The following is a 20,384-nucleotide window of genomic DNA, read 5'->3' as shown; positions in this document are numbered from 1 at the left end:
TTTCCGTTTGCTCCATGCCCCGCGCCCTCGATCCCGCCGAGCCGATCCTGTCCGACCAGGGGACGCCGTACTCGCCCCGCTATGACGACGTCTATCACAGCGTCGAGGGCGGGCTGGCGCAGGCGCGCCATGTCTTTCTCGGCGGCAACGGGCTGCCGCAGGCCTGGCAGGGCCGCGAGCAGTTCGTCATCGTCGAGACGGGCTTCGGCCAAGGCCTTAATTTCCTCGCGACGTGGCAGGCCTGGCGCGACGATCCGCGCCGCTGCGCGCGCCTGCATTTCGTCTCGATCGAGAAGCATCCGTTCACGCGCGAGGGGCTGGCCGAGCTGCACGCCGGCCTCGACGAGCTCGCTCCATTGGCGCGGCAGTTGCAGGCCGCGTGGCCGTTGGCGTTGCCCGGGCTGCATCGGCTCGCCTTCGACGGCGGCGCGGTGGTGCTGACGCTGGCGCTGGGCGACGTGCAGGCGCTGCTGCCGCGGCTGGCCTTCGGCGCCGACGCCTTCTATCTGGATGGCTTCGCCCCGGCGCGCAATGCCGACATGTGGGACCCGACGGTGATGAAGGGGCTGGCCAGGCTGGCCCGTCCCGGCGCCACGCTGGCGACCTATACGGCCGCCGGCTTCGTCAGGCGCGGCCTGCAGGCGGCGGGCTTCGCAGTCAGCAAGGTGCCCGGCTTCGGCAGCAAGCGCGACATGACGGTCGCCCACATGCCCGCCGAACGCCGCCGTCGCCATGCCCCGCCGATGCCCGGTGCCTGGACGCGGCGCCACGCGATCGTGATCGGCGCGGGCCTGGCTGGTTGCGCGGTGACCGAGCGGCTGGCCGCGCGTGGCTGGCGCGTGACGCTGATCGATGCGCACGACGGTCCGGCGCGCGAGACCTCGTCGCATCGCGCCGCGGCCATGCATCCGCATCTCTCGCCGGACGACAGCGTGCTGTCGCGGCTGTCGCGCGCCGGCAATCAGTACGCCTTGCGCGCCTGGCGGGCGCTGGCCGCAGCGGGGCATCCGGTCGGCTGGAAGGGGTGCGGCGTGCTGCAGGTCGGCCAGGACGACGAGGACTCGGCGCTCCAGCAGCGCGCGTTGGCCGAACTCGGCTTGCCGCCGGAGTACGTGCAATGGATGAGCGCGCCGCAAGCGGCCGCCGAGCATGGCGCGACGGTGGCGCGCGGCGGCCTGTGGTTCCCGCAAGGCGGATGGGTGGCGCCCCCCGACGTCTGCCGCGCGCAGCTGGCGATGGCCGGCGCGGCCGTGGAGACGCGGTTCGGCTCCCGCATCGCCTCGCTGCGCCACGCCGATGACGGCTGGCAGGTGTTCGACGAGGCCGGAGAGCGGGTGGCCGAAGCGCCGGTGCTGGTGCTGGCCAACGCGCACCACGCGAGCAAGCTGTTGCGGCTGCGCCATCTGCCGATCCGCCGCGTACGAGGGCAGTTGACGACGCTGGAGCCCGGCGATGTGGCCCGACTGGGCCGCTGGCCCGACTGCGTGGTGACGGGTAGCGGCTACCTGCTGCCGCGCGACGACGACGGCAGCGCCCGCATCGGCTCGAGCTACGAGCCGGACGAAGGGCCGCTGGTCGAACGGGTCGAGACCCATGCCGACAATCTGCGCCGCCTGTCGACGCTGCTGCCGGACAGGGGCGCGGCCGTGGATGGGTTGGACCCGTCTGCGCTGCACGGCTATGTCGGCGTGCGCAGCGTCTCGCACAATCGCCTGCCGTGGGTCGGCCAGGTCGCCGACGAGGCCGAATGCGAGCGCCGGTCCGCCTCGCTGCGCGGCGCGCATCTGCGGGATCTGCCGCGGCTGCCGGGCCTGTATGTGGCGCTGGCCTTTGCCTCGCGCGGGTTGACCTGGGCGGCGCTGGCCGGGGAACTGCTGGCCAGCCGGATCGAAGGGGAGCCGTTGCCGCTGGAAAGCGACCTGGCCGACGCGCTCGATCCGGCGCGGCTGCTGCTGCGCGCGCTGCGGCATGGGCAGCACGGTGGCGCCGACCAGGATGCCGGGCACGAGGCCGGGCAGGGCGATGAGGGCCTCGGTCCGAGCCCCGGTCAAGCCTTGTCAGGGTAAAAACTGCCGGAACCGATTCGAAACCGTGCGATAATCCGCGTTTTCCGTTTGCGCGGTGTGTTTGTTTGCGCGAGTTCGCGATCGGGGCTCAGGCGGCTTGCCCGCGTGCCTCATGCGTGGCTGGTGCGTGCGAACCGTTCGACGGCCTGAGGGAGAAAACCCCTGCACGCAGGCACGCAAGCGGAACGCGCTGACGAACACAACAACATTTCTGGATTGGATTGACGACCATGTCGAATGTGATTGAAAACCTCGGCAAACTCGACCGCAAGGTGACCCTGGCCATCCCGAAGGCCGAGGTCGAGAAGGAGAAGCAGGAACGCCTGGTTCGCCTGTCGAAGACGGTCAAGATGGCCGGCTTCCGCCCGGGCAAGGTGCCGATGAAGATGGTCGAGAAGCAGTACGGCCAGCAGGTCGAGTTCGAAGTGCGCTTCGACAAGGCCGCCCGCAAGTTCTTCGACATCACGCAGCAGCAGGACGTCAAGGTCGCTGGCCAGCCCAAGTTCGAGATCAAGACCGAAGGCGTGGCGGACGACGAAGTGGCATTCGACGCCACCTTCGAGGTCTACCCGGAAGTCAAGATCGGTGACCTGTCGGCCGCCGAGGTGACCCGCACGAAGACCGAGATCACCGACGCCGAGATCGACAAGACCATCGACATCCTGCGCAAGCAGCGCGTCCACTACCACGCCCGCGGCGAAGCCGGCGAGCATGGCGATGGCGGCGGCGAAGTCGCAGCCAAGAATGGCGACCGCGTGACGGTCGACTTCGTCGGCAAGATCGACGGCGTCGAGTTCGCCGGCGGCAAGGCCGAGGACTTCGTCTTCGTGCTGGGCGAAGGCCGCATGCTGCCCGAGTTCGAGCAGGCCGCGCTGGGCCTGAAGGTCGGCGAGAGCAAGACCTTCCCGCTGGCCTTCGCCGAGGACTATCACGGCAAGGAAGTCGCCGGCAAGACCGCCGAATTCACCATCACGATGAAGCAGGTCGAGTGGGCGCACCTGCCCGAGGTCGACGACAACTTCGCCAAGTCGCTGGGCATCGCCGACGGCAGCGTCGAGAAGATGCGCGCCGACATCCGCGAGAACCTGGAGCGCGAGGTCAAGCGCCGCACGCACGCGATGCTGAAGGACCAGGTCATGGAAGCGCTGCTGAAGGCCAGCGAGCTGGACGTGCCCAAGGCCCTGATCGAACAGGACCAGGAGCGCCTGGTGCAGATGGCCCGCCGCGATCTGGAGCAGCGTGGCATGCCGAACGCCAAGGACATGCCGATTCCGCCGGAGATGTTCGCGCAGCAGGCCGAGCGCCGCGTCAAGCTGGGCCTGATCCTGGCCGAGATCGTCAAGGCCAACGGCCTCGAAGCGAAGGCCGACCAGATCAAGGCGGAGATCGAGGAGTTCGCCAAGAGCTACGAGGATCCGAAGGAAGTCATGCGCTGGTACTACGGCGACCAGCAGCGCCTGGCCGAGATGGAAGCCTACGTGCTCGAAAACAACGTGGTAAATTTCGTGTGCGAGAAGGCCAAGGTTACCGACAAGTCGGTGTCCTTCGAGGAGCTGACGGCCGAAGGCAACGGCGGCCAGCAAGCCTGATCGACAGCCGCCTCAGGGCAAAGCCGCCTTCGGGCGGCTTGTTTGCCTTTTGCCGAGGCCACTGGCCTGCCACCGAATTCCTGGAGAACTCTGCATGACCCGCAATGATTTGCTCGATCGTCTCGCCACCACGCAAGCCTCGGCGCTGGAGACCATGGGCCTCGGGCTGGTGCCGATGGTGGTCGAGCAGTCCGGTCGGGGCGAACGCGCCTATGACATCTACTCGCGCCTGCTGAAGGAGCGCCTGGTGTTCATGGTGGGCGAAGTCAACGACCAGACCGCCAATCTGGTGATCGCGCAGCTGCTGTTTCTGGAGAGCGAGAATCCCGACAAGGATGTCTTCCTCTACATCAACTCGCCGGGCGGTTCGGTCTCGGCCGGTCTGGCGGTGTACGACACGATGCAGTTCATCAAGCCGGACGTGTCGACGCTGTGCATGGGCATGGCCGCCAGCATGGGCGCGTTCCTGCTGGCCGCCGGCGCCAAGGGCAAGCGCCTGGCGCTGCCCAACTCGCGGATCATGATCCACCAGCCGCTGGGCGGCGCGCGCGGCCAGGCCTCGGACATCGAGATCCAGGCGCGCGAGATCCTCTATCTGCGTGAACGCCTGAATTCGATCCTGGCCGAGGTGACCGGTCAGCCGGTCGAGAAGATTGCCCGCGATACCGACCGGGACAATTTCATGAGCGGCGACCAGGCAGTCGATTACGGCCTGATCGACAAGGTGATCGCCCGCCGCGGTTAAGCCGGACGCGGCGGCCCGGTTTTCCGGGGCCGCCGGCTTTCGAGTCCCGGCCCGGCCTCAAACGGCCAAGCCTACACCACAAAACGAGGCCCCGCGCCTCGTTTGTGGTGTTTGCCCCCACACCTTGGGGGTTCCGCCCGCTGCCCTAAAGGTTTTGGCGTATGATGCGTTTGACGCGTATCGCCAAGGTCCTTTCTGCGCCCTGGCGCGCCCATGCTAATGTGACGATTCCTATGGCGGACAAAAAAGGTTCATCCAGCGAGAAGCTTCTGTATTGCTCCTTCTGCGGCAAAAGCCAGCACGAGGTCAAGAAGCTGATCGCCGGCCCGTCGGTGTTCATCTGCGACGAATGCATCGACCTGTGCAACGAGATCATTCGCGATGAAGCCGCCGGCGCCGACAAGGACGCCCCGGCCGCGGCCAAGTCGGACCTGCCGACGCCGCACGAGATCCGCGAAAGCCTCGACCAGTATGTGATTGGCCAGGAGCAGGCCAAGAAGATTCTGGCCGTGGCTGTCTACAACCACTACAAGCGGCTCAAGCATCTCGGCAAGAAGGACGATGTCGAGCTCTCCAAGAGCAATATCCTGCTGATCGGCCCGACCGGTTCGGGCAAGACGCTGCTCGCCCAGACGCTGGCACGCCTGCTCAACGTTCCCTTCGTGATCGCCGACGCGACCACGCTGACCGAAGCCGGCTATGTCGGCGAGGACGTCGAGAACATCATCCAGAAGCTGCTGCAGAACTGCAATTACGAGGTCGAGAAGGCCCAGCGCGGCATCGTCTACATCGACGAGATCGACAAGATCTCGCGCAAGTCGGACAACCCGTCCATCACCCGCGACGTGTCGGGCGAGGGCGTGCAGCAGGCGCTGCTGAAGCTGATCGAGGGCACCATGGCCTCGGTGCCGCCGCAAGGCGGGCGCAAGCATCCGAACCAGGACTTCCTGCAGGTCGATACCACCAACATCCTGTTCATCTGCGGCGGTGCCTTCGATGGACTGGAAAAGGTCATCATGCAGCGCTCGGACAAGACCGGCATCGGCTTCGGCGCCCAGGTCCAGAGCAAGGAAGAGCGCGATGTCAGCGAGGTGCTGCCGCAGACCGAACCCGAGGATCTGATCAAGTTCGGCCTGATTCCGGAACTGATCGGCCGCCTGCCGGTGGTCGCGACGCTGTCCAAGCTGGACGAGGCCGCACTGGTGCAGATCCTGATCGAGCCGAAGAACGCGCTGGTCAAGCAGTATCAGAAACTGCTGGCGATGGAAGGCGTCGAACTGGAGATCCGGCCGGCGGCGCTGTCCGCGATTGCCCGCAAGGCCATCAAGCGCAAGACGGGTGCGCGCGGCCTGCGTTCGATCCTCGAACAATCGCTGATGGATGTCATGTACGACCTGCCGAATTACAAGGGCGTGCAAAAAGTCGTGATCGACGAAAGCACGATCACCGGCGACGCGCCCCCCTTGCTGATGTACGAGGAGCAGCCCAAGGTGGCTGGCTCCAACTGACGCGAACGCCGGCGCAAGGGCGTATCCCGCCGGCAGCCCACCGACAGGCCGTTCGCGAGAAGCGAGCGGCTTTTTTTCTTCATTTCGCCAAACGAACGGGAGGAAACGCGGGTATGCTGTTTGCGCGGGATTCGCAAGTGTCGGGGCCGTCATTTGACTGATGCTGCGAACCGGTGATTGCTGTCTTGTAATCGGTTCGTGCGACCCAATTTACGCCTTAAATGACTGACTGGGGAAACTGATGTCTGGAACACAACTCCTCCCGGCTGAGCCGATTCGCCTCCCACTGTTGCCGCTGCGCGACGTGGTGGTGTTTCCGCACATGGTGATCCCGCTGTTCGTGGGTCGCCCGAAGTCCATCAAGGCGCTGGAAACTGCGATGGAGTCGGGCAAGAGCATCATGCTCGTGGCCCAGAAAACGGCGGCGAAGGATGAGCCCACCGCCGAAGACCTGTACGAGGTCGGCTGCATCGCCAATATCCTGCAGATGCTGAAGCTGCCGGACGGCACCGTGAAGGTGCTGGTCGAAGGCACGCAGCGCGCGAATATCCGCGAAGTGAGCGAGGACGACTCGCACTTCATGTGCGAGGCCGTGCCGGTGCCCCTGGGCCCGGGCGAAAGCGCCGAAACCGAGGCCCTGCGCCGCGCGATCGTGTCGCAGTTCGACCAGTACGTGAAGCTGAACAAGAAGATCCCGCCGGAGATCCTGACCTCGCTGTCGGGCATCGACGAGCCGGGCCGCCTGGCCGATACCATCGCCGCGCATCTGCCGATCAAGCTCGAGCAGAAGCAGAAGATCCTGGAGATGGTCAACGTGACCGAGCGCCTGGAGAGCCTGCTGTCGCAGCTCGAGGGCGAGATCGACATCCTGCAGGTCGAGAAGCGCATCCGTGGCCGCGTCAAGCGCCAGATGGAGAAGAGCCAGCGCGAGTACTACCTGAACGAGCAGGTCAAGGCCATCCAGAAGGAACTGGGCGAAGGCGAAGAGGGCGCGGATCTCGAGGAACTCGACAAGCGCATCAAGGCCGCCCGCATGCCGAAGGAGGCCAAGAAGAAGGCCGAGGCCGAGTTCAAGAAGCTCAAGCTGATGTCGCCGATGTCCGCCGAGGCGACCGTCGTGCGCAACTACATCGACACGCTGGTCAACCTGCCGTGGCGCAAGAAGAGCAAGGTCAATAACGACCTGGCCAACGCCGAGCGCGTGCTGGACGAGGACCACTACGGTCTCGAGAAGGTCAAGGAACGGATCCTCGAATACCTCGCCGTGCAGCAGCGCGTCGACAAGGTCAAGGCGCCGATCCTGTGCCTGGTCGGGCCGCCCGGGGTCGGCAAGACCTCGCTGGGCCAGTCGGTGGCGCGTGCGACGAACCGCAAGTTCGTCCGCATGGCGCTGGGCGGCGTGCGCGACGAAGCCGAGATCCGCGGTCACCGCCGTACCTATATCGGTTCGATGCCCGGCAAGATCCTGCAGAGCCTGACCAAGGTCGGCGTGCGCAATCCGCTCTTCCTGCTCGACGAGATCGACAAGATGGGTATGGACTTCCGCGGCGACCCGTCGTCGGCGCTGCTCGAGGTGCTGGACCCGGAACAGAACCACACGTTCCAGGACCACTACATCGAGGTGGACTTCGACCTGTCGGACGTGATGTTCGTGGCCACGTCGAACTCGCTGAACATTCCGCCGCCGCTGCTCGACCGGATGGAAGTGATCCGGCTGTCCGGCTACACGGAGGAAGAGAAGGTCAATATCACCCAGCGCTATCTGCTGCCAAAGCAGATCCGCAACAACGGTCTGAAGCCGGGTGAAATCGAGGTCAGCGAAGCGGCGATCCGCGACATCATCCGCTACTACACCCGCGAAGCCGGCGTGCGCTCGCTGGAACGCGAGGTGTCGAAGATCGCCCGCAAGGTCGTCAAGATGCTGCTGCTGAAGAAGGAGAGCGGCACGGTCAAGGTCGACTCGGAGAACCTGGACAAATTCCTCGGCGTGCGCAAGTACGACTTCGGCCTGGCCGGCAAGGAAAACCAGGTGGGCCAGGTCACCGGTCTGGCGTGGACCGAGGTCGGCGGCGATCTGCTGACGATCGAGGCGGCGCTGATGCCGGGCAAGGGCAATATCACGCGCACCGGCTCGCTGGGCGACGTGATGAAGGAATCGGTCGAGGCCGCGCGTTCGGTGGTGCGTTCGCGCGCCCGCCGGCTCGGCATCACCGACGAGATGTTCGAGAAGCGGGACATCCACATCCACGTGCCCGAGGGCGCGACGCCGAAGGACGGTCCGTCCGCCGGTATCGCGATGACGACGGCGCTGGTGTCGGTGCTCAGCGGTATTCCGGTGCGCGCCGATGTGGCGATGACCGGCGAGATCACGCTGCGCGGCGAAGTGCTGCCGATCGGCGGTCTGAAGGAGAAGCTGCTGGCCGCCCACCGCGGTGGCATCAAGCTGGCGCTGATTCCTGAGGAGAACGTCAAGGACCTCGCCGAGATTCCGGACAACGTCAAGAACAACATCGAGATCGTTCCGGTGCGCTGGATCGACAAGGTGTTGGAAATGGCGCTCGAGCGCGTACCCGAGCCGCTGCCGGAGGAAGTCGCCAGCCCTGCCGAAGTCAAGGACAAGGGCGCGGCCGCCACGCACGAGATGATTCACCACTGATCGTGCCGAGCGTGCGCCGGCCCGGCGATTCCACCGGCTGGCACCGCAAAGACCGCAGGTTCGCCCTGCGGTTTTTTTTGCGCGCCGCGCGGTGTTCGGCTTGGCAAAGCCAAACACGCTGTATTACACTTGCGGCCTCGCAGCGCAAACGGCAGTCGACGGCTGATACGTGCGCGGCGATACAGCCGGATTGGCAGCATTGCGGCCACATGGTGGAAACATCGGGTGGCAACATCGCGGCAACATCGAGCGGGTGCTTAGCTCAGCTGGTAGAGCGGCGCCCTTACAAGGCGTAGGTCGGGGGTTCGATCCCCTCAGCACCCACCACTCTCTCGATGGCCCGATCGTCATGCCTCAACTGATCGGGCCGTGTCGCCGGGCAGCGAGACCGACATCGGAGTGGTAGTTCAGTCGGTTAGAATACCGGCCTGTCACGCCGGGGGTCGCGGGTTCGAGTCCCGTCCACTCCGCCACATTGCATCCGGGCACCGCCAGGTGGCCGGCCGAATCAGCCGCCTCCATGCGGCTGTTTTCATTTGCAGACCCGGTCTGTAGCCCACCCTTAGCGGCCGCCGACGCCACATCCACCGGGCGGCCCCGCGCAGCCTGCTAGAATCGCGGAGTTTGACCTCCGTCCCAACTTGATCCCGAGTCAGCATGCTTGATTTCGTTCGCAACAACCGGCGCCTGATGCTTTTGCTGCTGCTGGTGCTGGTGTTTCCGTCGTTCGTGTTCTTCGGCGTGGAAAGCTATTCGCGCTTCATGGACAGTTCGCACGACGCCGCCAAGGTCGATGGCCGTGCCATCACCCAACAGGAAGTCGACAACGTGCTGCGCGAGCAGTCCGAGCGGATGCGTCAGGTGCTGGGCGCCGCCTACGATCCGCGCCAGTTCGAAGGTCCGGAAGCGCGCAAGGCCGTGCTGGACCAGCTGATCCTGCAGCGCGTGGTCGCCAACGAGGTCAATCGCGAGCATCTGACCGTGTCGAACGAGCGCCTGTACGAGGCGATCGTCAATATTCCTGCGATCGCGCAGCTGCCGAAGAAGGCGGACGGGCGGGTCGAGGACAAGGCCTATCTCGAACTGCTGGCCTCGCAGGGCATGACCCCCGAACAGTTCGACGCGCGCATGCGCTTCGACCTGGCGACGCAGCAGCTCGGCCAGTCGATCGGCGCGACCGCCTTCATGCCGAAGTCGTTGCTGGACCGCCTGATCGCCGCGCGCGACCAGCAGCGCGAGGTCCAGCCGCTGCTGCTGAAGGCCAGCGACTACGCCGCCAAGGTGTCGGCCGACGACGCCGCGCTGAAGGCGTACTACGACAAGCATCGCCAGGCCTTCAGCGTGCCCGAGCAGGCCAAGGTCGAATACCTGGTGCTGTCGGCCGATGCGCTGGCCGCGGGCATCAGCATCACGCCCGAGCAGCTGAAGTCCTACTACGACAGCAATATCGCGCGCTTCCGTACCGACGAGCAGCGCCGCGCCAGCCATATCCTGATCGCGGCGCCGAAGGATGCGCCCGCCGCGGAGCGTCAGGCCGCCAAGGACAAGGCCACCAGGCTGCTGGAAGAACTGCGCAAGCAGCCGGACACCTTCGCCGATGTCGCGCGCAAGCAGTCGCAGGATCCGGGCTCGGCGGAGAAGGGCGGTGACCTCGGTTTCATGGGCCGCGGCGCGCTGGTCAAGCCGTTCGAGGACGCGATGTATGCGCTGCAGCCGAACCAGCTCAGCGATGTGGTCGAGACCGACTACGGCTATCACATCATCAAGGTGACCGAGGTCAAGCCGTCGCAGACGCGTCCGCTCGAGTCGGTCAAGGCCGAACTCGAGGCCGAACTGCGCAAGCAGCTCGCGGCCAAGCAGTTCACCGAGCAGGCCGATGCCTTCGGCAATACCGTCTACGAGCAGTCGGACAGCCTGAAGCCGGCCGCCGACAAGTTCAAGCTGACGATCCAGACCGCCGACAACGTGACCCGCGCGCCGAACCCCGCGCTGGGCGCGAACAATCCGCTGAACAACGAGAAGGTGCTGACCGCGCTGTTCAGCGACGACGCGATCAAGAACAAGCGCAATACCGAAGCGATCCAGGTCGGTCCGGAAACGCTGGTCGCCGGCCGCGTGGTCGAGTATCGCCCGGCGTCGGTGCGTCCGTTCGACGCGGTGCGCGATCAGGTCCGCGCGCAGTACGTCGCCGAGCAGGCCGCCGAACTGGCGCGCAAGGACGGCGAAGCGCAGCTGGCCAAACTGAAGCAGAGCGGGTCGGCCGATGGCTTTGGCGGCGCCGTCACAGTGTCGCGGCAGCAACCGGCCGGTCTCGCGCCGAAGGCGGTCGAGGCCGTGATGCGCGCCGATGCATCGAAGCTGCCGGCGATGGTCGGCGTCGATCTGGGCGCGCAGGGCTATGCGATCTATCGCATCGCCAAGGTTTCGCAGCCGGCGCAGGCCAATCCGGCGCAACGCCAGGCCGACGCGCAGCAGCTGTCGCAACTGGCCGGCCAGAGCGAGCTGGAAGCGTTCTTCGAGAGCCTGAAGGCGCGTTCGGACGTCGAGGTGCTCAAGCCCGCGGCGCCGGCGGAATCGCAGCCGGCAGGCTGACGACGATTGACGTGGCCGGCCGCACAGGTCGGTCCTGCAGCGATGAAGAAGGGGCCCCGCGGGGCCCCTTTGTCATGCGCCGATGTCATGCGCCGGTGTCATGCACCGGCGGCCGATGCCGCCGGCCCGCCGTTCATCCGCGCCGTTGCTGCGCCTTGCCATCCTCCGCGCTGCGCCGCTGGCGCTTGAGCAGCGGCTCCAGCTGCGGCCACACGGTGTCGAGCAGCGCCGGCTGGGCCTGCGCGGTTGGATGGATGCGATCGTCCTGGAACCAGTCCGGCCGCGTCACCACCTTGTCCAGCAGGAAGGGCACCAGCGGCAGCTGGTATTCCTTGGCCAGCTTCGGATACAGCGCGAAGAAGCGCTCGGTGTAGTCGGGCCCGTAGTTCGGCGGGATCCGCATGCCGATCAGCAGCACATTGGCCTTCGCGGCTTTGGCGCTGGTGACGATCTGGCGCAGGTTGGCCTCGGTGCTCTGCAGCGGCAGGCCGCGCAGCGCGTCGTTGGCGCCCAGTTCGACGACCACCACGGCGGGCCGGTGCCGGGACAGCAGATCGGGCAGACGGGTCTTGCCGCCTACCGTGGTCTCGCCGCTGATGCTCGCATTGACGACGCTATAATCGAACCTCTCCGCGCGCAGGCGGTCTTCCAATAACTTGACCCATCCTGCGCCGCGCGCGATGCCGTATTCCGCCGACAGGCTGTCGCCAAGCACCAGGATCGTGGGCGCGCGTTGCGCCAGCGCGGGCATCGCTGCCAGCGCCAGCAGCCCGCCCAGCACCAGGGCGCGCCAGCGTCCACCGATGTCCCGCCAGAAACCGTTCCGGAAACCCTTGCTCATGTCCTCATCCATTCTTGCTGTCGAATCCTTGGGAAAGACCGTGACGGACGCGACCGGTTCGCTGACGATTCTGCACGACGTGTCCTTTTCCGTCACGCCCGGCGAAACGCTGGCCATCGTCGGCGCCTCGGGGTCGGGCAAGTCGACGCTGCTCGGGCTGATGGCCGGGCTCGACCTGCCCAGCCGCGGCACCGTGTCGCTGCACGGTCACGACCTGTTCGCGCTGGACGAGGACCAGCGCGCCGCGCTGCGGGGGCGGCATGTCGGCTTCGTGTTCCAGTCGTTCCAGCTGGTCGGCCATCTGACCGCGCTGGAGAATGTGATGCTGCCACTGGAGCTGCGCGGCGAGGCCGACGGCGTGCGAGAGCGCGCCAAGGCGATGCTGGAGCGGGTCGGCCTGGGCGCGCGGCTGTCGCACTATCCGCGCACGCTGTCGGGCGGCGAGCAGCAGCGCGTCGCGCTGGCCCGTGCCTTCGTCACGCGGCCCGACATCCTGTTCGCCGACGAGCCGACCGGCAGCCTCGACACCGCGACCGGCGAAGCGGTGATCGCGCTGATGTTCGAACTGAATCGCGACGCCGGCTCGACGCTGGTGCTGGTCACGCACGATCGCTCGGTGGCGGCCCGCTGCGGTCGCATCCTGACGATCGAGGCAGGCAAGGTCGCCAGCGACGAGTGGATGGGCGCGGAAGTCTGAGAACGCGAAATCGAGGGCAAGGGCAGGCCCTCAGCCTCCCCGGGCCAGCGCGCCTCGCGCGCGCGCGATCAGCGCGCTGGTGGACGGATCGTGCGGCCCCTCGGCGCGTCCGTTCAGCTCGGCCTCGATCGGCCGCGCCAGCAGCTTGCCCAGTTCGACACCCCACTGGTCGAACGAATTGATATTCCAGATCGCGCCCATCACGAAGGTGCGGTGCTCGTACAGCGCGATCAGCGCGCCCAGCGCGCGCGGCGTGATGCCGTCGATCAGCAGCATATTGCTGGGCCGATTGCCCTCGAAGCGCATATGCGCGATGCGCTCGGGCTCGACGATGCCGGCCTCGCGCAGTTCTTCCTCGGTCCGCCCGCGCATCAGCGCCTCGGCCTGCGCGAAGCAGTTGGCCAGCAGCTTGGCATGATGGCCCGGCAGCGTGCGCGGCGCGGACAGCGGTGCAACGAAATCGACCGGCACGATCTGCGAGCCCTGGTGGATCAGCTGGAAATACGCGTGCTGGCCATTGGTGCCGGCCGTTCCCCAGACCACCGGCGAGGTGTCCACGCGCACCGGCTGGCCATCGCGCTGCACCGACTTGCCGTTGCTCTCCATTTCGAGCTGCTGCAGGAAGGCGGGAAACAGTTCCAGCGAGGTCGAGTAGGGTGACATGCAGCTGGTCGGCAGGCCGAACACATTGCGGTACCAGACCCCCAGCAGGCCCAGGATCACCGGCATGTTGCGCGCGAGCGGTGCGCTGCGGAAGTGCTCGTCCATCTCGCGGCCGCCGGCCAGCAGTTCCGCGAAGGCTTCGAAGCCGAGCGCCAGCGTGATCGACAGCCCGACCGAGGACCACAGCGAGAAGCGTCCGCCGATCCAGTCCCAGAACTCGAACATATTGGCCGGATCGATGCCGAAGGCGCGCACCGCTTCCAGGTTGGTCGACACCGCGACGAAATGGCGCGCCAGTCCGCTCTCCGGCACGCCGCGCGCGATAAACCATTGGCGCGTGCTGTTGGCGTTCGCCATCGTCTCCAGCGTGGTGAAGGTCTTCGAGCAGACGATCACCAGCGTGCGTTCGGGATCGAGCCGCGCCAGCGTTTCGGCCAGTTCGGTGCCGTCGACGTTGGACACGAAATGCACGCGCGGGCCAGAAGCCGCGCTACCGCTGCTGTCACCACGGCCATCGCCCGCAAGGTGCGCCAGCGCCCGGCACACCATGCGCGGCCCGAGGTCCGAGCCGCCGATGCCAAGGTTGACCACGTCGGTGATGGTCTTGCCGCCATGGCCCTTCCATTCGCCGCTGCGCACGCGCTGCGAGAAGTCCCGCATGCGCGAGAGCACATCGTGCACGGCCGGCATCACTGGCTTGCCGTCGACCTGGAACGGCGCGTCCGGTGCGGCACGCAGCGCCATATGCAGCGCGGCGCGGTCCTCGGTCGCATTGATATGTGTGCCAGCGAACATGGCATCGCGCCGCGCGGGTACCTTGGCCTCTTCGGCGAGCTGGACCAGCAGGTCCATCGTCTCCGGCACGATGCGGTTTTTCGAATAGTCCAGGAACAGGCCGGCCGCTTCCAGCGAGAACCGGTCGACCCGCTCGCCGGCGTCGGGCGCGGCAAACCAGTCGCGCATCCGCTGGTCGCGGATCGCTTGGTAGTGCTGCTGCAGACGTTGCCAGGCGGGAAGGTCAGTGGGCATTGCGAAATACGGGCGAAAAAGTGTCGAGCGGATAGTACGACCGGATAGTACGACCGGATAGTACGAGCGCAGAAGACGCGGAACGTGCCGAGTATAGCGCGCACATTCGGCGAGAACTGTCAGACAACGCCGCAATCAGCGCGTTCCGCCGAGGCTGCGGGCCACCAGCCGCAATGCCGATTCGCCGCCCGCGACCCACAGGCCGCCGGCGCAGATCACCGCAATCCCCAGCGCCGTGGTCCAGTCCGGCAACTGGCCGAAGGCGAGGAAGCCGACCGTGGTCGCCGAGATGATCTGCAGATAGAGGAAGGGACTGAGGAACGAGGCGTCGGCGTACTGGAACGCGCGGATCACGAAGTAGTGCCCGAGCGACCCGGTGATGCCGGCGGACAGCAGCAGCGCGCATTGCAGCGGCGTCGGCATCGCGGTGAACCAGAAGAAGGGCACCAGCAGCGTCGTCAGCGCGGCGCCGGTGATGCCGCTCCAGATCAGCGTGGTCATCGGCGCGTCGTGGGCCGCCATGCGTCGCGTCAGCATTTGCAGCAGCGCGAACAGCAGTGCCGAGGTGAGACCCAGCGCCACGCCGCGCGGCGTCAGCTCGCCGCCGGGGCGCACCACCACCAGCATGCCGGCAAAGCCGATCAGCACGCCGCTCCAGCGCATCAGGCGGGCGTTGCGCCCCGGCCGTTCGCCGAGCAGCCATGGCGACAGCGCGACCACGAACAGCGGCGCGCAGAAGTTCAGCGCGGTGGCGGTCGCCAACGGCATCAGCTTCAGCACCGAAAAGAACACCAGCGTCGAGGCCAGCATCAGGGCGCCGCGCATCCATTGCAGCCTTGGCTGGCCGGTGCGGACCTGGGCCCGGAAGCGCGCCGGACCGAGCAGCAGAAAGATGGCGACCACATGGCCCACGTAACGGACCCAGGCCACCGCCATGATCGGCAGGCCCTGCTGGGTCAGCGTCTTGCCGGTCGCGTCGAGCAGCGTCAGGATCCATTGGCCCAGCACCAGCAGCGCGATGCCGGTCAACAGCTGCCGGCGGCTCGGCGCTGCGCTCTGTAGCGGGATCGCGCCGCTCATCGCCGCGGGCCCGGCATGTTCGGCACCTTCATCGCGTTCAACGCATTGAGCTCATGCCGCGCGGCGCGGGGCAATTCGCCGGCCGTCAGCCCAGCCGGGCCTTGGCCGCCGGCCACCAGGCGATCGGCGGCGCGGCCATGCAGCCAGACCGCGGCCAGCGCCGCGGGCGCGGCCGCCATGCCCTGTGCCAGTAGCGCGCCGATCATGCCGGCCAGCACGTCGCCAGTGCCGGCGGTGGCCAGGCCCGCATTGCCAGTGGGATTGATGGCGACCGCGTTCCCGTCTCGCCGGGCGATCACGGTACCCGAGCCCTTCAGCACAACCACCGCTTGCCACTGCTTGGCCAGCGCGCGCGCCGCGCCGAGTCGATCGCGCTGGATTTCCGCCACGGTGCAGCCCATCAGCCGCGCCGCTTCGAGCGGATGCGGCGTCAGCACGCGCGGTGCGGCGCCGGCCTTCGCCAGCGCGGCCAACGCCGCGTCTGCGGCCAGCAGGTTCAGCGCATCGGCATCGAGCACGGCCGGCGTACCCGAACGCAGTACCGTCTCGAGCCATCGGCGCGCGTCCTCGCCGGTTCCCATGCCGGGGCCGGCCACCAGCGCCGACATCTCTTGCAACTGCAGCCGGTCGACCGGATGCAGCATCAGCTCGGGATGCACCGGATCGAATGGCGGCGCGGGGTCGGCCAGAAAGCCGATATGCACGCGCCCGGCGCCCAGATGCAACGCGGCCCGCGCGCTCAGCAGCGGCGCGCCGACCATGCCGATGCTGCCGCCGATCACCGCCAGCGTGCCGAAGCTGCCCTTGTGGCTGGCATGCCGCCGGCCGGGCAGCGCCGCGGCGAAGCGGGCAGGCGTATTGGCCCACGCGGCCCAGGCCGCCGCTGCATCCTGCGGCGGATAGTCGAGGCCGAGCGGCGCGATATCGAGTTCGCCGGCACAGTCGCGGCCGTCCAGCGTCAGCAGGCCCGGCTTCGCGGCGATGAAGGTCAACGTCCGGGTCGCGCGCACCGCGGGCGTACCGGCGCCGGTATCGGCCGACAGGCCGCTCGGCACGTCGAGCGCGAACACCGGCACCCCGTCGTCGGCCAGTGCGCACAGCAACGCGATCCATTCGGCCAGCACGCCGCTGGCGGGACGGTTCAGGCCGATACCGAGCAGGCCGTCGACCACCGCGGCAAAACGCGGCGCCGCCGCAGGCCAGGGCGGCGCGGTTTGCGGCGAGGCGGCATCGGGCACCAGCACCTGCAGCGGCACGCCGGCATCGTTCGCCTCCTGCCACGCGCGTGCGGCGTCGGCGGGCAGGCGCGCGGGATCGGCCAGCAGCCATGCCTGTACCTCGCGGCCGGCCTGATGCAGGTGCGTCGCCGCGACCAGGGCGTCGCCGCCGTTATTGCCGGGGCCCGCCAGCAACAACAGCGGTCCGGCCGGTGCATGGGCGCTCAGCCAGGCGGCAGCGGCAGCCCCGGCACGGGCCATCAGCGTGAACGGCGACAGGGTGGCGTAGGCCGCCTGTTCGAGCCGGCGGATCGCTGCGCTGTCGAACAGCGGAATGGACGTGGCGCTGAGCGGATCGAAGCGCAACCAGTCCGCGGCCTGGGCGGCCGTCCCGGCAACGGCGGGAGAGGAGAAGGGCGTCATCGGCGCATTATCGCAGCGCCGCCGGCAAACGGCTCATCGCCGCGGGCCCAGGCCGTAGCGGTCCGGCGTCAGGCCTTCCAGGTCGATCTCGGCCGGCGCGCCGGACACCTGAGCCGCAAGCAGCTTGCCGGAGCCGCAGGCCATCGCCCAGCCGGTGGACCCATGGCCGAGATTGAGGAACAGCCCGCGCACGGCGGTGGCGCCGATCAGCGGCGGGCCGTCCGGCAGCATCGGCCGGGCACCGGTCCATAGCGACGCTTCGGCGTAGTTCGCCGCGCCCGGGAACCAGTCGCGGCCGACCTTCAGCAGCGTGCGCACCGCGGCCTGGCGCAGGTCCAGCTCGCGCGAGCCCAGCTCGGCGGTGCCGGCCAGCCGAATGCGATTGCCCATGCGGGTGATCGCGACCTTGTACGACTCGTCCATCAGCGCGGCCAGCGGCGCCTGCAGGGCATCGCGCACCGGCACCGTGGCCGAATAGCCCTTGACCGGATAGAGCGGCACGCGCAGGCCGAGCGGGCGCAGCAGCGCGGCACTGGCGACGCCGGCGGCAACCACGACATGTTGCGCGCGCAGGATCGAGTCCCCTCCCTGGCACCGCACGGACACCGACAGCACGCCGTCGCCAGGCGCGGCGATGCCGTGAACGGTGGTGTCCATCTGAAACCGCACGCCCGCGGCCTCAGCGAACTGCCGCAGCCGGCGCGTGAACATCGGGCAATTGCCCGATTCGTCCTCGGGCAGATGCAGCCCGCCGGCCAGCGCGGTGTCCGGAGCCAGCCCAGGCTCGAGCCGGCGGCATTCGGCCGCATCGACCAGCCGATGGGGCACGGCGTTCTCGCGCAGCAGCGCCAGCGCGGGCTGGGCCATCTGAAGGTCGCGCTCGGTCCTGAACAGCTGCAGATAGCCCTGCGACTGCTCGTAGTCGATCTGCAGCTGGTCGCGCAACTGGTGCAGGCAGGCGCGGCTGTAGAAGGCCAGCCGCTGCATGCGCAGCTTGTTGACGCGGTAGCGCTCGAGCCGGCATTCGCCGAGCCAGCGCGCGATCCAGCGCCACATCGCGGGGTCGGCGCTCGGCCGGAATACCACCGGCGAGGTACTGGCGAACAGGGTGCGCAGCACCTTGGCCGGCATCCCCGGCGCGGCCCACGGTGTCACATAGCCGGGCGCGATGACGCCGGCGTTGCCGAAGCTGGTCTCCTGGGCCGGAGAGGCGCGCCGGTCCAGCACGGTGACCTCGAATCCGGCCTCGCGCAGATACCAGGCCGAGCACACGCCGATCACGCCGGCCCCGATCACGATGGCGCGCATGGGGATCTACATCTTCATCTGCGCGGGCAGATAGGTCACCAGGCCGGGGAAGGCCCAGATCAGCAGCACCGCCACCACCATCAGCACGAAGAAGGGGAAGGCGGCCCAGGCGATATAACTGATATTGCGCCGGGTCATCCCCTGCAGCACGAACAGGTTGAAGCCGACCGGCGGCGTGATCTGCGCCATCTCGACCACCAGCACGACGAAGATGCCGAACCACAGCAGGTCGATGCCGACCGCCTGGATCGTCGGCAGCAGCACCGACATCGTCAGCACCACCATCGAGATGCCGTCGAGGAAACAGCCGAGGATGATGAAGAACACCATCAGCGCGACGATCAGCAGGAACGGCGTCAGGTTCAGGCCGACGATCCATTCGGCAAGATGGCGCGGCAGGCCGATGAATCCCATCGCCAGCGTCAGGAACGACGAGCCCGCCAGGATCAGCGCGATCATGCAGTACAGCCGCGTGGCCGACATCAGCGAATCGCGGAAGGTCTGCCAGGTCAGCGTGCGCTGCGCCAGCGCGAGTACCAGCGCACCGACCACGCCCAGCGCCGCCGCTTCGGTCGCGGTAGCGACGCCGGCATAGATCGAGCCCAGCACCGCGCCGATCAGCAGCACCACCGGAATCAGGTGGCGCGATTCGGCCAGCTTGGCGTGCAGGTCCAGCCGATGCTCGGGCACCGGAATTGCGTCGCGATGGCGCCAGCCCCAGACCGCGACATAGCCCATGAACAGCAGCGCCAGCAGCAGGCCCGGCAACACGCCGCCGATGAACAGCTTGCCGATCGACACGTCCGCGGTGACGCCATAGACGATCATGATGATCGACGGCGGAATCAGCAGCCCGAGCGTGCCGGCGCCGGCCAGCGAGCCGATCGCCATCGAATCGGGATAGCCGCGCTTGGCCAGTTCCGGCAGCGAAATCTTGCCGATGGTCGCGCAGGTGGCGGCGCTCGAGCCGGACACCGCGGCGAAGATCGTGCAGCCGATCACGTTGACATGCAGCAGCCGGCCCGGCAGGCGCTGCAGCCAGGGTGCCAGCCCGCGGAACATGCCTTCGGACAGCTTGGTCTTGAGCAGGATCTCGCCCATCCAGATGAACAGCGGCAGCGCCGTCAGCGTCCAGCTCGACAGCGAGCCCCAGACCGTCAGCGCCATCGATTCGCCGCCGACCTTGTTGGTGAACAGCTCCATCGCGATCCACGCGACGCCGAGAATCGCGATGCCGATCCAGACGCCGGCGCCGAGCACGGCGAAGATCGCGACGATCAGGAAGAGGGTGATCCAGAGATCCATGTTGTTGCGTTCCTGTGGGGATGCCGTTCAGTCGGGCCGGCTGGTGCGATACGGAGGCTACGTGTCGGTATGCGGCGTCATTCGGTGCGCGCCATCTCGCCGCCTTCCTCGCGCGGCAGACGGCGCGTGCGCAGCACGTAGACGAACTCCTCGGCGAAGGCGACGAACAGTCCGAACAGGCCCACCGCCATCGACAGCTGCGGAATCCACAGCGGCGTGGCGTCGGTGTTCTGCGAGATGTCGTGATAGATGTACGAGTCGTACGCGAGCTTGCCCGCGTAGTAGGTGAAGTACGCGGTCAGCAGCGTGGCCACCGCCAGGCAGAAGATCTCCACCCAGACGCGCGGCTTGCCGTGCAGGCGCTGCAGGATCAGCGTGACGCGGATATGGTCGCCCTGGCGCAGCGTCGCGGCCAGCGCGAGGAACGACCCGGCCGCCATGAAATAGCCGGCGTAGGCATCGCCGCCATCGATCTGGAAATGGGCGAAGCGCCCGACAATGATGGCCAGTTCGATCAGCAGCGTCAGGCAGATGAAGACGGCCGCCAGCGCGCCGAGCGCCTGGTAGAACCACTGGAAGCGGGAAGTCATGATGCGTCCGGGAGGCTAGGAGGAGAAGGCGAAGGCCGCGGCCGGATGTCGGACTCCAGCAGCACGTCGTCCCCG

The 20,384-nt window shown here is 67.4% G+C and carries 14 protein-coding genes and 2 tRNA genes; 9 read left to right on the top strand and 7 right to left on the bottom strand.

What is annotated here, in order from left to right; translation table 11 throughout:
- The first annotated feature begins 14 nt into the window (after positions 1-14).
- The 8 genes from mnmC (at position 15) to LRR16_RS09690 (ending at position 11,156) form a co-directional block, all read left to right on the top strand.
- Positions 15-2,066, top strand: a complete 2,052-nt coding sequence (mnmC, locus tag LRR16_RS09725) for a bifunctional tRNA (5-methylaminomethyl-2-thiouridine)(34)-methyltransferase MnmD/FAD-dependent 5-carboxymethylaminomethyl-2-thiouridine(34) oxidoreductase MnmC (RefSeq protein ID WP_232205729.1) — start codon at positions 15-17, stop codon at positions 2,064-2,066.
- Positions 2,067-2,296: 230 nt separating this feature from the next.
- Positions 2,297-3,655: a trigger factor gene (gene tig / locus LRR16_RS09720; protein WP_232205728.1), complete on the top strand. Its 1,359-nt coding sequence runs from the start codon at positions 2,297-2,299 to the stop codon at positions 3,653-3,655.
- 94 nt (positions 3,656-3,749) lie between these two features.
- The gene (gene clpP, locus LRR16_RS09715) at positions 3,750-4,400 is read left to right on the top strand and encodes an ATP-dependent Clp endopeptidase proteolytic subunit ClpP (RefSeq protein ID WP_006575957.1); all 651 of its coding nucleotides are present in this window, start codon (positions 3,750-3,752) and stop codon (positions 4,398-4,400) included.
- Positions 4,401-4,633: 233 nt separating this feature from the next.
- Complete coding sequence (gene clpX, locus LRR16_RS09710) at positions 4,634-5,908, top strand: ATP-dependent Clp protease ATP-binding subunit ClpX (RefSeq protein WP_006575958.1); 1,275 nt, start codon at positions 4,634-4,636, stop codon at positions 5,906-5,908.
- A gap of 241 nt (positions 5,909-6,149) precedes the next feature.
- Complete coding sequence (lon, locus tag LRR16_RS09705) at positions 6,150-8,564, top strand: endopeptidase La (protein WP_023263542.1); 2,415 nt, start codon at positions 6,150-6,152, stop codon at positions 8,562-8,564.
- Between the two features lie 251 nt (positions 8,565-8,815).
- Positions 8,816-8,891: transfer RNA gene (locus LRR16_RS09700), tRNA-Val, on the top strand.
- A 69-nt stretch (positions 8,892-8,960) separates the two neighbouring features.
- Positions 8,961-9,037: transfer RNA gene (locus LRR16_RS09695), tRNA-Asp, on the top strand.
- A gap of 184 nt (positions 9,038-9,221) precedes the next feature.
- Positions 9,222-11,156: a SurA N-terminal domain-containing protein gene (locus tag LRR16_RS09690; protein WP_232205727.1), complete on the top strand. Its 1,935-nt coding sequence runs from the start codon at positions 9,222-9,224 to the stop codon at positions 11,154-11,156.
- 133 nt (positions 11,157-11,289) lie between these two features.
- Here LRR16_RS09690 and LRR16_RS09685 read toward each other — a convergent pair whose 3' ends face one another.
- Positions 11,290-11,997 carry an arylesterase gene (locus LRR16_RS09685; RefSeq protein ID WP_232205726.1) on the bottom strand — a complete coding sequence of 236 codons (708 nt, stop codon included), beginning with the start codon at positions 11,995-11,997 and terminating at the stop codon, positions 11,290-11,292.
- On the opposite strand from LRR16_RS09685, the gene LRR16_RS09680 reads away from it, so the two are divergent.
- Positions 11,996-12,694 carry an ABC transporter ATP-binding protein gene (locus LRR16_RS09680; RefSeq protein WP_023263540.1) on the top strand — a complete coding sequence of 233 codons (699 nt, stop codon included), beginning with the start codon at positions 11,996-11,998 and terminating at the stop codon, positions 12,692-12,694. The genes LRR16_RS09685 and LRR16_RS09680 overlap by 2 nt on opposite strands.
- Positions 12,695-12,724: 30 nt before the next feature.
- On the opposite strand, the gene pgi is transcribed toward LRR16_RS09680, so the two are convergent.
- From pgi to LRR16_RS09650, 6 genes are all read right to left on the bottom strand, one after another.
- Positions 12,725-14,386 (bottom strand): glucose-6-phosphate isomerase, encoded by a 1,662-nt coding sequence (pgi, locus tag LRR16_RS09675; RefSeq protein WP_232205725.1) that lies wholly within the window; start codon positions 14,384-14,386, stop codon positions 12,725-12,727.
- 135 nt (positions 14,387-14,521) lie between these two features.
- On the bottom strand, positions 14,522-15,466 hold the full coding sequence (locus tag LRR16_RS09670) for a DMT family transporter (protein ID WP_232205724.1): 945 nt from the start codon (positions 15,464-15,466) through the stop codon (positions 14,522-14,524).
- Positions 15,463-17,106: an NAD(P)H-hydrate dehydratase gene (locus tag LRR16_RS09665; RefSeq protein WP_232205723.1), complete on the bottom strand. Its 1,644-nt coding sequence runs from the start codon at positions 17,104-17,106 to the stop codon at positions 15,463-15,465. The genes LRR16_RS09670 and LRR16_RS09665 overlap by 4 nt, the downstream gene beginning before the upstream one ends.
- 33 nt (positions 17,107-17,139) lie before the next feature.
- Positions 17,140-18,414 carry a D-amino acid dehydrogenase gene (locus LRR16_RS09660; protein ID WP_232205722.1) on the bottom strand — a complete coding sequence of 425 codons (1,275 nt, stop codon included), beginning with the start codon at positions 18,412-18,414 and terminating at the stop codon, positions 17,140-17,142.
- 6 nt (positions 18,415-18,420) lie between these two features.
- Positions 18,421-19,719 (bottom strand): TRAP transporter large permease, encoded by a 1,299-nt coding sequence (locus LRR16_RS09655; protein ID WP_232205721.1) that lies wholly within the window; start codon positions 19,717-19,719, stop codon positions 18,421-18,423.
- A 77-nt stretch (positions 19,720-19,796) separates the two neighbouring features.
- On the bottom strand, positions 19,797-20,309 hold the full coding sequence (locus LRR16_RS09650) for a TRAP transporter small permease (RefSeq protein ID WP_232205720.1): 513 nt from the start codon (positions 20,307-20,309) through the stop codon (positions 19,797-19,799).
- Positions 20,310-20,384: the final 75 nt, after the last annotated feature.

The sequence above is a fragment of the Cupriavidus sp. UGS-1 genome (assembly GCF_021213615.1).
In the GTDB taxonomy this organism is placed as follows: domain Bacteria; phylum Pseudomonadota; class Gammaproteobacteria; order Burkholderiales; family Burkholderiaceae; genus Cupriavidus.
The sequence above is the reverse complement of the archived record's forward strand: the minus strand, read 5'-3'. Positions and strand labels throughout refer to the sequence as shown.

Coding starts and splice junctions, on each gene's coding strand:
- mnmC (WP_232205729.1), top strand. CDS start 15: ATGCCCCGCGCCCTCGATCCCGCCGAGCCGATCCTGTCCGACCAGGGG.
- tig (WP_232205728.1), top strand. CDS start 2,297: ATGTCGAATGTGATTGAAAACCTCGGCAAACTCGACCGCAAGGTGACC.
- clpP (WP_006575957.1), top strand. CDS start 3,750: ATGACCCGCAATGATTTGCTCGATCGTCTCGCCACCACGCAAGCCTCG.
- clpX (WP_006575958.1), top strand. CDS start 4,634: ATGGCGGACAAAAAAGGTTCATCCAGCGAGAAGCTTCTGTATTGCTCC.
- lon (WP_023263542.1), top strand. CDS start 6,150: ATGTCTGGAACACAACTCCTCCCGGCTGAGCCGATTCGCCTCCCACTG.
- LRR16_RS09690 (WP_232205727.1), top strand. CDS start 9,222: ATGCTTGATTTCGTTCGCAACAACCGGCGCCTGATGCTTTTGCTGCTG.
- LRR16_RS09680 (WP_023263540.1), top strand. CDS start 11,996: ATGTCCTCATCCATTCTTGCTGTCGAATCCTTGGGAAAGACCGTGACG.
- LRR16_RS09685 (WP_232205726.1), bottom strand. CDS start 11,997: ATGAGCAAGGGTTTCCGGAACGGTTTCTGGCGGGACATCGGTGGACGC.
- pgi (WP_232205725.1), bottom strand. CDS start 14,386: ATGCCCACTGACCTTCCCGCCTGGCAACGTCTGCAGCAGCACTACCAA.
- LRR16_RS09670 (WP_232205724.1), bottom strand. CDS start 15,466: ATGAGCGGCGCGATCCCGCTACAGAGCGCAGCGCCGAGCCGCCGGCAG.
- LRR16_RS09665 (WP_232205723.1), bottom strand. CDS start 17,106: ATGACGCCCTTCTCCTCTCCCGCCGTTGCCGGGACGGCCGCCCAGGCC.
- LRR16_RS09660 (WP_232205722.1), bottom strand. CDS start 18,414: ATGCGCGCCATCGTGATCGGGGCCGGCGTGATCGGCGTGTGCTCGGCC.
- LRR16_RS09655 (WP_232205721.1), bottom strand. CDS start 19,719: ATGGATCTCTGGATCACCCTCTTCCTGATCGTCGCGATCTTCGCCGTG.
- LRR16_RS09650 (WP_232205720.1), bottom strand. CDS start 20,309: ATGACTTCCCGCTTCCAGTGGTTCTACCAGGCGCTCGGCGCGCTGGCG.